We start from the raw sequence: 13989 nt of genomic DNA, 5'->3' as shown, positions 1-13989 counted from the left end.
ACGGACCGCCGGACCGGTGCGCGCCGCCCGGCGTCGTTGCAGCGCCCGATGATGATCGGCAAGATCCATCGCGCGACGGTGACGCAGGCCGACCTGCACTATGTGGGATCCATCACGGTCGACACCGACCTCATGGACGCCGCCGACCTCCTCCCCGGCCAGCAGGTCGACGTCGTGGACGTCGACAACGGCGCCCGGCTCACCACCTACGTGATCCCCGGCGAGGCCGGCTCGGGCCAGATCAGCATCAACGGCGCCGCCGCGCACCTGGTGCACCCCGGCGACACCGTCATCATCATCGCCTACGGCATGCTCTCGGACGCCGACGCGCGATCCTTCCTGCCGCACGTCGTCTTCGTCGACGGCGAGAACAGGATCGTCGACGTGCACGACGACCCCGGCCAGGTCCCGGACGGCTACGGACTCGTCAGCTCCGGCATCCCCGTCGGCGCGCGGTGAGCCCGGACCGGCTCGCCCGTTCCCTCGTCGCCCCGGCCCCGGGCTGGACGACGCGCGCGGACGCCGTCGTCGTCGGCTCCGGGATCGCCGGGCTGACGGCTGCCCTCGAGCTGCGCACCCGGGTGCCGCACGTGCTCCTGGTGACCAAGGGCGAGCTGTCCTCCGGGTCCACCGTGTGGGCCCAGGGCGGCATCGCCGCGGTGCTGCACCCGGACGACACCCCCGAGGCGCACCGGCACGACACGCTCGTGGCCGGCGGCGGCCTGAGCGACCCCGAGGCCGCCGACGTGCTGGTCACCGAGGGCCCGCAGCGGGTGCACGAGCTGGTGGCCCGCGGCGCGAGCTTCGACCGCGCCGACGACGGCGGCATCGCCCTGACCCGCGAGGGCGGCCACCGGGCCGACCGGATCGCGCACGCCGGCGGCGACGCCACCGGGGCGGAGATCTCCCGCGCGCTGGTCGCCCAGATCGAGGCCGTGCAGCACGACCCGGGGATCGAGGTGATCTCCAACGCGCTCGTGCTCGACGTGCTCACCGGCGCGCCGGACGCCTCCGGTCAGCGGCCCGTGGCCGGCGTGACCCTGCACGTGCGCGGCGCGGGCTCCCGCGACGGCGTCGGGGCCGCCCTGGCGCCCGTGGTGGTGCTCGCCACCGGGGGAGTGGGGCAGGTGTTCCGGTCCTCGACGAACCCGCCCGGGGCCACCGCCGACGGCATCGCCGCGGCGCTGCGTGCCGGTGCCGTGCTGGGCGACCTGGAGTTCGTGCAGTTCCACCCCACGGTGCTCTGGCTGGGCGCCGGCGCGCGGGGCCAGCTCCCGCTGATCAGCGAGGCCGTGCGGGGCGAGGGGGCGCTGCTGCTCGACGTGCGCGGGCACCGGTTCATGCCGGACGTGCACGAGCTGGCCGAGCTGGCCCCGCGCGACGTCGTGGCGCACGCCATCGTGCGGCAGATGGCGGCGACCTCCGCGGACCACGTGCTGCTCGACGCCCGGGCGCTCGGGGCGGACTTCCTGCGCCGCCGGTTCCCGGGGATCACCGCCCGGCTGCTCGAGCAGGGCATCGACTGGACCGAGGAGCCCGTGCCGGTCGCCCCGGCCCAGCACTACCACTCGGGCGGTGTCGTCACGGACCTGCACGGACGCACGTCGGCCCCGGGGCTGTACGCCGTCGGGGAGGTCGCGTGCACGGGAGTGCACGGTGCCAACCGGCTGGCCTCGAACTCGCTGCTCGAGGGGCTCGTGTTCGCCCACCGGGCCGCCGCCGACGTCGTCGCACGCTTCGAGGCGGGCGAGCTGTCGTCGGCGCCCGAGCCCGTCGAGCGCCCCGGCGGCGCCGCCCTGGTCGCGGCCGCGGCGCGGTCGCGGATCCAGCGGGTCACGTCCGAGGGGGCCGGGCCGATCCGCACCGCCGAGTCCCTGGCGCAGGCGGAGGCGGCCCTGGCGGACGTGACGACGTCGGCCCACGGCGACGCCGGGGTGGTGGCCGCCCCGCAGGTCGCGGAGTGGGAGACGACGAACATCCACCAGGTGGCCCGGGCGCTGGTGCGGGCTGCCGCCGAGCGCGCCGAGAGCCGTGGCGGCCACTTCCGCGCGGACTTCCCGGACCGGGACCCGGCCGGGGAGCGTCGCGTGACCGTGGCCCTGGAGGACGACGGGACCCTCGTCACGAGGTAGGCAACCTCCCGCCGAGGTAGGCAACGTCCGGCCGAGGTAGGCAAGTTCCCGCCGAGGTAGGGCACCGCGGGACGACGACGTCCCGTTGGTTCGCCGTCGTCCCCTGCTGGCGCGAGGGCTCGGCTCAGCGCAGGTCGAGCGCCAGGTCGAGGATCGGTGCCGAGTGCGTCAGCGCCCCCACGGACAGGTAGTCCACCCCGGTGCTCGCGACCTCGCGCGCCCGCTCCACGGTGAGGTTGCCGGTGGCCTCGAGCTCGACGTGCTCCGGGACCCCGTCGCGACCCTCCCGGGCGCGCACCGCGGCCACCGTCTCGGCGAGCACCGGCGTCGGCATGTTGTCCAGCAGCAGGAAGTCCGCCCCGGCGTCGAGCGCCTCCAGGGCCTGGTCGGTGGTGTCGGCCTCGACCTGCACGAGCACGTCGGGGAAGGTGCGTCGCACGGCCTCGACGGCGCCGCGCACCGAGCCCGCGGCCACGACGTGGTTGTCCTTGACCATCGCGACGTCGTACAGGCCCATGCGCTTGTTCGTCCCGCCGCCGGCCCGCACGGCGTACTTGTCCAGGGCGCGCAGCCCCGGCGTCGTCTTGCGGGTGTCGAGCACCTGCGCCCCGGTGCCGGCCAGCTCGCGGGCGAACTCCGCCGTCGCCGTGGCCACGCCCGACGCGCGGGAGGCCAGGTTGAGCAGGGTGCGCTCGGCCACGAGCAGCACCTGCACCGGCCCGGTGAGCCGGGCCAGCACCTGCCCGGGCACGACGGCGTCGCCGTCCTGGGCGTGGAACGTCGCCGCGGGGGCGGGCAGCCCGAGCCGTGTCGCGGTCTGCGCCAGCGTCTCGTCGACGACGACGAGGCCGGCCACCGTCCCGGCCTCGCGCGCCACCAGGTCGGCCGTGCCGACGTCGGACGCGGGGATGGTCGCCTGGGAGGTCACGTCCCGGCCGGGTGCGGGGCCGAGGTCCTCCTCCAGGGCGATCTCGACGGCGCGGCGGGTCCACGCCGGGTCGAGGGTGGGATCCACGGCGGACGGCGAGGCGTGGACCGGGAGGGGGTGCTCGGGCGTGCTCACGGCGACACGGTACTGCCCGCGGGTCCCCCTGGGTCGGGTTCGGTCGAGCGGAACGGGTTCGGTCGAGATGCTGACCGAACCCGTTCCGCTCGACCGAACCCGGTCACGGGCGGTTTGGCGCCGGACCGTAGAATCGGACGGTGACCACCCCCGAGAATGTCGACTCCGCCGTGTCCGACGACCTGCCCGAGCAGCTCCGGGTCCGCCGTGAGAAGCGCGACCGGATCATCGCTTCCGGCGGCGAGGCCTACCCGGTCAACCTGCCGATCACGCACACGATCGCGCAGGTCCGCGCCGCCTACGACCACCTGGAGGCCGGTCAGGAGACCGACGACCTCGCCGGTGTCGCCGGCCGGGTCGTGTTCCTGCGCAACACGGGCAAGCTCTGCTTCGTCGCCCTCCAGGACGGCGAGGGCAACCGGCTGCAGGCCATGCTCAGCCAGAAGGTGGTGGGGGAGGAGGCGCTCACCGCGTTCAAGGGTGACGTCGATCTCGGCGACCACGTGTTCGTCCACGGCCGCGTGGGGGCCTCGCGGCGCGGGGAGCTGAGCATCTTCGCCGACTCCTGGCAGCTCGCCTCGAAGGCGCTGCGCCCGTTGCCGGTGCTGCACAAGGAGCTCTCCGAGGAGGCGCGGGTCCGTCAGCGGTACGTCGACCTCATCGCGCGCCCGGCGGCCCGGGACATGGTCCGCCTGCGTGCCGCCGTCGTGCGCTCGCTGCGCGAGAACTTCCACGCCCGCGACTTCCTCGAGGTCGAGACGCCGATGCTGCAGACCGTCGCCTCGGGTGCCTCGGCGCGTCCTTTCGCGACCCACATGAATGCCTACGACATGGAGCTGTTCCTGCGTATCGCGCCGGAGCTGTTCCTCAAGGAAGCCGTCGTGGGTGGCGTGGAACGCGTCTTCGAGATCAATCGCAACTTCCGCAACGAAGGTGCGGACTCGTCGCACTCCCCGGAGTTCGCGATGCTCGAGGCCTATGAGGCCTACGGTGATTACGACACCATGGCGGCCCTCACGCAGGACCTCGTGCAGACCGCCGCGCGCGAAGCGCTCGGCACGACCGTGGTGACGCTCCCGGACGGCGAGGAGTACGACCTCGGCGGCGAATGGGCGCACATCACGATGTACGGATCCCTTTCCGAGGCGGTCGGTGAGGAAATCACGCCCGAGACCTCGGTCGAGCACCTCAACGAGCTCGCCGAGAAGGTGGACATCTCGATCGACCCGAAGCAGATGATCCACGGCAAGCTGGTCGAGGAGCTGTGGGAGCACCACGTCGGCAACCACCTGTACGCGCCGACTTTCGTGCGCGACTTCCCGGTGGAGACCTCGCCGCTGACCCGCGCCCACCGCACCATCCCGGGCGTGGTGGAGAAGTGGGACCTGTACGTGCGCGGTTTCGAGCTCGCCACGGCCTACTCCGAGCTCGTGGACCCGGTCGTGCAGCGCGAGCGGTTCGCCGAGCAGGCGCGGCTCGCCGCGGCCGGCGACGACGAGGCGATGGCGCTCGACGAGGACTTCCTCACCGCGATGGAGTACGCCATGCCGCCGGCCGGCGGCATGGGGATGGGTGTCGACCGACTTCTCATGGCTCTCACGGGGGCGGGAATCCGGGAGACGATCCTCTTCCCCCTCGTCAAGCCCACGCACTGAGGAAGGCGATCGTGGACACTTTCTGGGCAGTCGTCGCGGGTCTCGTGCCGTCGATCGGTGTCGGACTCCTCTTCTGGTTCGCCATGCGCAAGATCGTGCGGGCCGACCGGAATGAACGGGCCGCGCAGCAGCAGTTCGAGCAGGCGCGTTCCGAGCGCGCGGACATGAATGATTGACTCAGGTCATCTCTTCATTCCATCGCGCGTGAGTTGACATTGCATTCCTGATTCGGGCATCCTTTAATCGTCATTGCATTTCGGATCCTGAGAAGGGTGGCAACGTGGTCCAGAAGACCCAGGTCGTGCTGTTGGATGACATCGACGGCACGGAGGGTGACGAGACCGTCACTTTTGCGCTGGACGGCGTCTCCTACGAGATCGACCTCACCTCGGCCCACGCGGCCGAGCTGCGGGAGTCCTTGGCGAAGTGGATCGGGCACGGCCGCAAGTCCGGCCCGAAGACCGCGACCCGCGCGGCAGGCCCGCGCCGCGGCCGCACGGACCGTGCGCAGCTGCAGAAGATCCGCGAGTGGGCACGCGAGAACGGCCACGAGGTGAACGACCGCGGCCGGATCCCGGCGCGCGTGCTGGAGGCCTACGAAGCGGCGCACTGAGCCGCCACCGACCGCCCTCGCCCCGATCGGCACTGCCCGGTCGGGGCGCGGTGCTGTCCGGGGCCCGGCGGCCCGCCCGCCGGCGCACCGCCGGGAGCACCGCCGTCGGACGCCTACGCTGGACCCATGACCACTTCGAGCGCCTCCGTGCCGCTGTGGGTCGGGACCTATCCCGCGGCCGGCGCAGCCGCCGGGAGCGGCGAGGGCGTCTGGCGCGTCGACCTGGACCGCGGTGACGGGTCGCTCGGCGAGCCGTGGCTCGCCACCGAGCTGGCCTCGCCGTCGTTCCTCGCCCGTCACCCGTCCGCCCCGGTCCTGTACGCCGTGACCGAGACGCCGCACGGCGCGCTCACCGCCCTGCAGGACGGCGGTGACGGCGCGCTGGCGGTGCTGTCGTCCGTCGGCTCCGGCGGGGACGACCCCTGCCACGTCGCCGCCGCGGACCGGACCGTGTGGGTCGCGAACTACGGCGACGGCGTCGCCGCGGCCCTGGGCCTGGCCGCCGACGGCGCGCCCACGCCGGAGCACCGGTCCCTGCACGCGGGCTCGGGCGCCGGACCGGTCACGGACCGGCAGGAGGGCCCGCACGCCCACCAGGTGACGATGACCGGTCGCCGGGTGCTCGTCACGGACCTGGGCGCCGACGTCGTGCGGAGCTACCCCCTGGACCCGGCGCCCGGCGACCACGGGCTCCTGCCCGACGACGGCGGCTCGGTCGCGGCCTGGCTGCCCGCCGGTACCGGACCCCGGCATCTCGTCGTGCTGCCCGGCGGAGGGCTGGTCGTGGCCGGCGAGCTCGACGCCCGCCTGCACCTGCTGCTGCCGGCCGAGGGCGGCGCGTGGCGGCACGTGGGCAGCGTCCCGGTGTCCCCGCAGGCGCCGGTCGGGGAGGCGTTCCCCGGTCACCTCACGCTCAGCGCCGACGGCCGCCGGCTCCACGTCGGCGTGCGTGGCCCGGACCTGCTGGCGGTGCATGCGGTGTCCGACGGCGAGTCCCCGCAGATCACGCACCTCGCCGACGTCGCGCTCGGCGAGGGTGGCTGGCCGCGGCACCACGAGGTCCTCGCCGGCGCCGACGGGACCGAGCTGGCCGTGGTGGCCCTGCAGGGCACGAGCGAGCTCGTCACGGTGCGGATCGACACGGCCTCCGGAGCGGGCGAGGTCGTCGACCGCGCGCCGTGGGCCACGCCGCCGTCGTGCGTGCTGGAGGCCGGGTGAGCACGGACCGCGAGGGGCCGCGGGTGGCGATGATCTCGGTGCACACCTCGCCCCTGGACCAGCCCGGCACCGGGGACGCCGGCGGGATGAACGTCTACGTCCTCGAGCTGTCCCGGGCCCTGGCCCGCCGCGGGGCCGAGGTGGAGATCTACACGCGCGCCACGTCGTCGGCGCAGCCCAAGGTGGTCCAGGCGGAGCCGGGCATCCGCGTCGTGCACGTCGCCGCGGGACCGTACGAGGGCCTGGACAAGAACGACCTGCCGGCGCAGCTGTGCTTCTTCAGCGCCGGGGTGCTGCGGGCCGAGGCGCACCGCCCCGCCGGCTGGTACGACGTCGTGCACTCGCACTACTGGCTGTCGGGGCAGGTGGGCTGGCTCGGCGCCGACCGCTGGGACGTGCCGCTGGTGCACACGATGCACACGATGGCGCGGGTCAAGAACGCCGCGCTGGCCCCGGGGGACACCCCCGAGCCGCACAGCCGCGTCATCGGCGAGGAGCAGGTCGTCGCCGAGTCCGACGCGCTGGTCGCCTCCACGACCGAGGAGGCCGAGGACCTGGTGGGCCACTACGGCGCCGACCCGGACCGCGTGCACGTCGTGGCCCCGGGCGTCGACCTGGCCACCTACGCCCCGCTGGAACCTGGTCCGGGGGAGACGACGGCGCAGGCGCGGCGGGCGCTGCGCGAGCGGCTCGGGCTGCCCACGGACCGTCCCGTGGTGCTGTTCGCGGGCCGTGTTCAGCTCCTCAAGGGTCCGGACGTGCTGGTGCGCGCCCTGGGCGTGATGGCCGACCACGCCGCGACCGTCGCCGACCCGGACGCCCTGCGCGACGGCGGGGGGTCGCGGGTGCCGACCCTGGCGGTGCTGGGCGGTGCCAGCGGACGTCCGACGGCGGTGCGCGAGCTGGAGGCGCTGGCCCACCAGATGGGCGTGACGGACCACGTCGTCGTGCGACCGCCGGTCTCGCGGGCGGAGCTGGCCGACTGGTACCGGGCGGCCGACGTCGTGGCGGTGCCGTCGCACAACGAGTCCTTCGGGCTGGTGGCGGCCGAGGCGCAGGCCTGCGGTACGCCGGTCGTGGCGGCGGCCGTGGGCGGGCTGCGGACCGTGGTGATCGACGACGTCTCCGGGGTGCTGGTCGACGACCACAGCCCGTGGACGTGGGCGGCCGAGCTCGGCGCGCTGCTGGGCGACGAGGCGCGGCGCGAGCGGCTCGCGGCCGGAGCCCGGCGGGCGAGCGAGCGGTTCTCCTGGGACCGTGCAGCGGCGGCGATGCTGGACGTGTACTCCCAGGCCGCGAAGGTCCGCCGCGCCCGCTGAGGGAGGCAACCCTCCGCCGAGGTAGGCAACCTCCCGGCGAGGTAGGCAACTCTCAGCCCAGGTAGGCAACGTTCTGCCGAGGTAGGCAACGTCGGGCCGTCGGGAGGGGCCCGGCGGGAATGCCCGCGCCCGGCACCGATGTTGCCCCGGGCATGGCGATCACCGGAGAGTACGTCCCCAGCCCGTCCGAGTTCGTGGCGAACCACGTCGAGACCTACGAGGCCTCGGGAGGCACCGAGGGCACCACGATGCGCGACAAGCCGGTCATCATCCTCACGACCGTCGGCGCGAAGTCCGGCAAGGTGCGCAAGATCCCGCTGATGCGGGTCGAGCACGACGGTGCCTACGCCGTCGTCGCCTCGATGGGCGGCGCCCCGCAGCACCCCGTGTGGTTCCACAACATCGTGGCGAACCCCCGCGTGGAGCTCCAGGACGGTCCGGAGAAGCACACCTACGTGGCCCGGGAGGTCACCGGCGACGAGAAGGCCGTCTGGTGGGAGCGGGCCGTCGAGGCGTGGCCCGACTACGCGGACTACCAGCGCAAGACCGACCGCGAGATCCCCGTCTTCGTCCTCGAGCGCGACTGACCGGACGACGGGCCGCGCTGTCATGACGTGCGGCCCGTCGTCGCGGGTGCGTCAAGACGGGCGGAGCCCGGCGGGGCGGACGTCAGAACACGCGTGGCGAACACCACGCCCTGTGGTGCGACCACATCCGGGTCCGCATCGCGGCCCGTGGTGCACACGGGCGCCCCGGCAGGGCAGGATGGGGCCATGACCTACACCCTCGTGCTGCTCCGCCACGGCGAGAGCGAGTGGAACGCGAAGAACCTCTTCACCGGCTGGGTCGACGTGCCCCTGTCGGAGAAGGGCACCGAGGAGGCGAAGCGTGGTGGTGAGCTCCTGAAGGACGCCGGCGTGACGCCGGACATCCTGCACACCTCGCTGCTGCGCCGCGCGATCATGACGGCGAACCTCGCCCTCGACACCGCCGACCGGCACTGGATCCCGGTCAAGCGCAGCTGGCGTCTCAACGAGCGTCACTACGGCGACCTGCAGGGCAAGGACAAGAAGCAGGTCCGCGACCAGTACGGCGAGGAGCAGTTCATGCTCTGGCGCCGTTCCTACGACGTGCCGCCGCCCGAGATCGAGCTGGGCTCGGAGTTCTCCCAGGACGCCGACGTGCGCTACGCCGGCGAGCCGATCCCGCGGACCGAGGCGCTCAAGCAGGTCCTCGAGCGGGCGCTGCCGTACTGGGAGTCGGCGATCGTGCCGGACCTGCAGGACGGCAAGACCGTCCTGGTCGCCGCGCACGGCAACTCGCTGCGCGCGCTGGTCAAGCACCTCGACGGCATCGACGACGAGACCATCGCCGGCCTCAACATCCCCACGGGCATCCCGCTGGTCTACGAGCTGGACCCGGAGACGCTGAAGCCGACCAACCCGGGCGGCACCTACCTCGACCCGGAGGCGGCCAAGGACGCGATCGCGGCCGTGGCCAGCCAGGGCAAGTAGCCGCTCGCCCGCCGGACGCACGAAGGGGCCCTTCCCACCGCGGGAAGGGCCCCTTCGTGCGTCCGGGCCGGTGCCGACCTCTCGGTCGGACGCCGGTCGGACGCCGGTCGGACGCCGGGTCAGACGTCGGCGGGAGCGTGCTGCTCCGCCTCGAAGTCGCCGGTCACCAGGTAGGTGATGCGGCGCGCGACCGACACGCCGTGGTCGCCGAACCGCTCGTAGTAGCGGGCCAGCAGCGTGACGTCGATCGTCTCCTGGGAGGTGCCGCTCCAGTCCGGCGACAGCGTCGCGGCGAAGGTGTCCTGGTGCAGGCGGTCGATGACGTCGTCGCCCCGCTCGATCTCCTCGGCCAGCGCGACGTCCCGCGTGGCGAGCAGCTCGCTGGTGCGACGGGCGACGAGCGCGGCCGACTGGTTGATCTCCACGAAGGTCTCGCGGGCCGCGTCCGGCACGGCGAGCGCCGGGTACCGGCCGCGCGCCACCTCGGCCACGTGCCGCGCCAGGTCGCCCATCCGCTCCAGCGTGGAGCTGATGCGCAGCGCGGTGATGACCACCCGCAGGTCGGTGGCGACCGGTGCCTGCTGGGCGAGCACGTGCACGCACCGCTCGTCCAGCTCGCGCTCGAGCCGGTCGATCTCGTGGTCGGAGGCGATGACGTCCTGTGCGAGCTGGTGCTCGCCGTCGAGCAGGGCCGCGCCGGCCCGCGTGATCGCGGACTCGACGAGCCGGCTCATCTCGACCAGACCGTCGCCGATCTGCTTCAGCTCGGCGTCGAAGATCTCTCGCATGGGTGTCCTCTCGAAAATCGGTGCTGACCAAGTTTCACAGGCGGCCCAGGCGGTCAGGTGAACTCGACGCGGTCACGAGGTGAACACTGGGCGACGCGTCAGGGAGCAATTGCCGCCGTGGCACGGCAGAGAGTCGTCCGCAACCTAGGCTGACACCTGTGGAAGGAATCATCCAGGGTGTGACGGCCGTCGTCGCCGGAGGTCTCGGCGTCGTGGTCGGAGTCGTCGCTGCCCTGGCCTTCCGCCTCTCCGACCGCGCCCAGCAGCGGGAGGCCGAGACGGACTCGGCCGAGCTCGACCAGGGCCTGGTGCGCGTGCTCTCCGTGCTGCGCTCCGCCGCCGTCGTGATCGACGACGACGACGAGGTCGTGCGGGCCTCCCCGCCCGCGTACGCCCTGGGGGTGGTGCGCAACGACGCGCTGGCGCACGCCGCCGTCGTGGACCTCGTGCACGAGGTGCGGCGCGACGGCGTCATCCGTGAGCGTGAGCTGGAGCTGCCCCGCGGCCCCATCGGGTCGGGGACGGTGCTGCTGCAGGTCCGCGCGGCGCCGCTGGGGATGGACAAGCTGCTGGTCCTCGCCGAGGACCGGACGGAGGCGCGTCGCGTGGAGGCGATCCGTCGCGACTTCGTCGTCAACGTCTCGCACGAGCTCAAGACGCCGGTCGGTGCGCTGGCGCTGCTGGCCGAGACGGTCCAGGACGCCGCCGACGACCCGGAGGCCGTGCGCCGGTTCACCGAGCGGATGCAGGCGGAGGCCACCCGGCTCTCGGCGCTGGTGCACGAGATCATCGAGCTCTCCCGGCTCCAGGTGGCCGGCGCGCTGCAGGAGATCCGTCCGGTCGCGGTGCGCGACGTCGTCGACGAGGCGGTCGACCGCGCCCAAACCAAGGCGCAGGCGAAGAACATCGCGATCACGGTGGGCGGGGGGACCGACAGCATCGTCTTCGGCGACCACAACCTGCTCGTCACCGCGGTCCGCAACCTGCTGGACAACGCCGTGTCGTACTCGGGGGAGAACACCCGCGTCGGCCTCGGCGTCCACGAGCGGGACGGCCTGGTCGAGATCGACGTCGTCGACCAGGGCGTCGGCATCTCCACGGAGGCCCAGCAGCGCGTGTTCGAGCGCTTCTACCGCGTGGACCCGGCCCGGTCGCGCGACACGGGCGGGACCGGCCTGGGCCTGAGCATCGTCAAGCACGTGGCTGCCGACCACGGCGGCGACGTGCGGGTCTGGTCCCAGCCCGGCAAGGGCTCCACCTTCACCTTGCGCATCCCGGCCGCGGACCTCGCGGCGGGTGCGCTGGACGCCTCGGCCTCGACCCCCGACGGGGGCCCGGCCGACGGCGGTCCGGACGACGGCGTCCCGTCCGACGATCCGGACGGCGACGTGTCCGCCGGGCCGCGAGACGGCCGGGGCGGACGCCCACAGCACGGTGCCGGAGACGGCCCGAGGAACGAGGAGGTAGGCGCGTGACGCGCATCCTGGTGGTCGAGGACGAGGAGTCGTACCGCGACCCGCTGACGTATCAGCTGACCCGCGAGGGTTACGACGTCGTCGCGACGTCGAACGGTCACGACGCGCTCGAGCGGTTCGACGACGGCGGGGCGGACCTGGTGCTGCTCGACCTGATGCTTCCCGGCCTCAGCGGCACGGAGGTCTGCCGCGAGCTGCGCCAGCGCGGCGAGGTGCCGATCATCATGCTCACGGCGAAGGACTCCGAGATCGACAAGGTCGTGGGGCTCGAGCTGGGGGCGGACGACTACGTCACCAAGCCGTACTCGTTCCGCGAGCTCCTCGCGCGCATGCGCGCGGTGATGCGTCGCCGTGGTCCCGCGGGGGACGTCGGCAGCAGCCCGGACGACGACGGCGAGTCCGTCCTCGAGGTCGGCCCGGTGCGCATGGACGTCGAGCGCCACACCGTGGCCGTGCGCGGCGACTCGGTCTCGCTGCCGCTGAAGGAGTTCGACCTGCTCGAGCTGCTGCTGCGCAACGCCGGTCGCGTGCTGACCCGCGGTCAGCTCATCGACCGCGTCTGGGGCGCCGACTACGTCGGTGACACCAAGACGCTGGACGTCCACGTCAAGCGCATCCGGTCCAAGATCGAGCCCGACCCCGGGGCGCCGAGCCTGCTGCTGACGGTGCGCGGGCTCGGCTACAAGTTCGCCGACACCGAGGGCTGAGCCGGAGCGAGCGTGCGAGTGCAGGCGCGGCTCGGTCGTCGGTCCTGTGGGCTGAGCCGGAGCGGGCGTGCGAGCGCAGGCGCGGCCCGACCCCTGGTCCGGCAGGGCCGTGCAGTGCGGGCGCACCGGCGTGACCGCACCGTGATCTGGACCTTGCTGAGGGTCCGATCGCTGTTCATCGTTCGTTCACCTGCTCCTGGCCGACGGGCCACCTGGCGTCCCTAACGTTCCCACCGAACGCCGGCACCCGCCGGTGCCACCAACGTGTGAACAGGATGGAACGACTCGTGAACCTCAGCCGATTCACCCGTGCCGGATCTGCCGTCGCCGTCGGCGCGCTGGCCTTCAGCCTCGCCGCCTGCGGCTCGGACCCGGAGCCCGCGGGCTCCTCCGGCGACGAGACCACCGAGGCGTCGGAGGAGTCCGGCGACGACATGGAGGGCGGCCTGTCGGGCACGGTCTCCGGCGGCGGCGCCTCCTCGCAGGAGGCCGCCATGAACGCCTGGCGCGCCGGCTTCCAGGAGGCCAACCCCGAGGCGACCGTGAACTACGACCCCGTCGGTTCCGGCGGCGGCCGCACCGGCTTCGGCGACGGCTCCTACAAGTTCGCCGGTTCGGACGCCCCGCTGGACGACGAGGAGATGGCCGCCGCGGAGTCCCAGTGCGGCGAGGGTGGCGTCATCGAGTTCCCGGGATACGTCTCCCCGGTCGCCGTCGCCTTCAACCTCGACGGTGTCGACTCGCTGAACATGGCCCCCGAGACGATCGCCAACGTCTTCCTCGGCGAGATCACCTCCTGGGACGACGAGGCGATTGCCGCGGACAACCCGGACGCCGACCTGCCGAGCACCGACATCACGGTCGTGCACCGTTCCGACGAGTCGGGCACCACCGAGAACTTCGAGGAGTACCTCTACGCCGCGGCACCGGACGTCTGGACGGCGGAGCCGTCCGGCGTGTGGCCGGTGGACGGCCAGGAGTCGGCGCAGGGCAACTCCGGCGTCGTGGGCGCGGTCCAGGCCGGCCAGGGCACCATCACCTACGCCGACGCCTCGCAGGTCGGCGACCTCGGCTCCGTCGCGGTCGGCGTCGGTGGGGAGTTCATCGAGTACTCCGCCGAGGCGGCGGCCGAGGTCGTGGCCCAGTCGCCGCGGACCGAGGGCACCAGCGAGTACGTCTACACGATCGAGCTCGAGCGTGACATCCCGGGTACCTACCCCATCGCTCTGGTCTCCTACTCGCTGGCCTGCACCACCTACGCCGACGAGCAGACCGCCGAGCTCGTCAAGGGCTTCCTGTCCTACCTCGTCTCCGAGGAGGGCCAGCAGGCCGCCTCGGAGGCCGCCGGCTCCGCGCCGCTGTCGGACACCATCCGCGAGGCCGTCCTGCCCGGCATCGAGTCGATCTCCGCGGGCTGATCCGAGTCGTCGACCGACCGGCCACCGGCGGTCGGTCGGGACGCTCACCGCAGCGTCCCGACCGGCCGCCGGTACCGGCCGTCCGGC

14 protein-coding genes are annotated in these 13989 nt (G+C 73.1%); 12 read left to right on the top strand and 2 right to left on the bottom strand.

Annotated features, from left to right (window positions below; all coding sequences use genetic code 11):
- Positions 1-48 precede the first annotated feature (48 nt).
- Both panD and PO879_RS13650 read left to right on the top strand, forming a co-directional pair.
- Positions 49-459, top strand: coding sequence for an aspartate 1-decarboxylase (gene panD / locus PO879_RS13655; protein ID WP_278237549.1), 411 nt, complete (start codon positions 49-51; stop codon positions 457-459).
- Positions 456-2132 (top strand): L-aspartate oxidase, encoded by a 1677-nt coding sequence (locus PO879_RS13650; RefSeq protein ID WP_278235418.1) that lies wholly within the window; start codon positions 456-458, stop codon positions 2130-2132. The genes panD and PO879_RS13650 overlap by 4 nt, the downstream gene beginning before the upstream one ends.
- A gap of 124 nt (positions 2133-2256) precedes the next feature.
- Here PO879_RS13650 and nadC read toward each other — a convergent pair whose 3' ends face one another.
- Positions 2257-3195, bottom strand: a complete 939-nt coding sequence (gene nadC / locus PO879_RS13645; RefSeq protein WP_278235417.1) for a carboxylating nicotinate-nucleotide diphosphorylase — start codon at positions 3193-3195, stop codon at positions 2257-2259.
- Positions 3196-3335: 140 nt separating this feature from the next.
- Here nadC and lysS point away from each other — a divergent pair, with 140 nt between their 5' ends.
- From lysS to PO879_RS13610, 7 genes are all read left to right on the top strand, one after another.
- Positions 3336-4850, top strand: a complete 1515-nt coding sequence (gene lysS / locus PO879_RS13640; protein WP_278235416.1) for a lysine--tRNA ligase — start codon at positions 3336-3338, stop codon at positions 4848-4850.
- 11 nt (positions 4851-4861) lie between these two features.
- The gene (locus PO879_RS13635; protein ID WP_278235415.1) at positions 4862-5026 is read left to right on the top strand and encodes a hypothetical protein; all 165 of its coding nucleotides are present in this window, start codon (positions 4862-4864) and stop codon (positions 5024-5026) included.
- A gap of 104 nt (positions 5027-5130) precedes the next feature.
- Positions 5131-5463 (top strand): Lsr2 family protein, encoded by a 333-nt coding sequence (locus PO879_RS13630; protein ID WP_278235414.1) that lies wholly within the window; start codon positions 5131-5133, stop codon positions 5461-5463.
- 126 nt (positions 5464-5589) lie between these two features.
- Complete coding sequence (locus tag PO879_RS13625) at positions 5590-6681, top strand: beta-propeller fold lactonase family protein (RefSeq protein ID WP_278235413.1); 1092 nt, start codon at positions 5590-5592, stop codon at positions 6679-6681.
- A gap of 29 nt (positions 6682-6710) precedes the next feature.
- Positions 6711-8000 (top strand): D-inositol-3-phosphate glycosyltransferase, encoded by a 1290-nt coding sequence (gene mshA, locus PO879_RS13620; RefSeq protein WP_278237548.1) that lies wholly within the window; start codon positions 6711-6713, stop codon positions 7998-8000.
- Between the two features lie 152 nt (positions 8001-8152).
- The gene (locus PO879_RS13615; protein WP_278235412.1) at positions 8153-8587 is read left to right on the top strand and encodes a nitroreductase family deazaflavin-dependent oxidoreductase; all 435 of its coding nucleotides are present in this window, start codon (positions 8153-8155) and stop codon (positions 8585-8587) included.
- Between the two features lie 186 nt (positions 8588-8773).
- Positions 8774-9514, top strand: coding sequence for a phosphoglyceromutase (locus PO879_RS13610; RefSeq protein ID WP_278235411.1), 741 nt, complete (start codon positions 8774-8776; stop codon positions 9512-9514).
- Between the two features lie 119 nt (positions 9515-9633).
- Here the strand turns inward: PO879_RS13610 and phoU are convergent, their stop codons facing one another.
- Complete coding sequence (gene phoU, locus PO879_RS13605; protein WP_278235410.1) at positions 9634-10302, bottom strand: phosphate signaling complex protein PhoU; 669 nt, start codon at positions 10300-10302, stop codon at positions 9634-9636.
- Positions 10303-10460: 158 nt separating this feature from the next.
- Here phoU and PO879_RS13600 point away from each other — a divergent pair, with 158 nt between their 5' ends.
- From PO879_RS13600 to pstS, 3 genes are all read left to right on the top strand, one after another.
- Positions 10461-11777, top strand: coding sequence for an ATP-binding protein (locus PO879_RS13600; RefSeq protein WP_278235409.1), 1317 nt, complete (start codon positions 10461-10463; stop codon positions 11775-11777).
- Positions 11774-12484, top strand: coding sequence for a response regulator transcription factor (locus PO879_RS13595; protein ID WP_278235408.1), 711 nt, complete (start codon positions 11774-11776; stop codon positions 12482-12484). The genes PO879_RS13600 and PO879_RS13595 overlap by 4 nt, the downstream gene beginning before the upstream one ends.
- A gap of 275 nt (positions 12485-12759) precedes the next feature.
- Positions 12760-13902: a phosphate ABC transporter substrate-binding protein PstS gene (pstS, locus tag PO879_RS13590; RefSeq protein WP_278235407.1), complete on the top strand. Its 1143-nt coding sequence runs from the start codon at positions 12760-12762 to the stop codon at positions 13900-13902.
- Positions 13903-13989: the final 87 nt, after the last annotated feature.

Origin of the sequence: Isoptericola sp. AK164 (assembly GCF_029643425.1) — a bacterium.
Taxonomy (GTDB): Bacteria; Actinomycetota; Actinomycetes; order Actinomycetales; family Cellulomonadaceae; genus Isoptericola; species Isoptericola haloaureus.
Note: the sequence above shows the minus strand (reverse complement) of the source record. Positions and strands in the feature narration are given on the sequence as shown.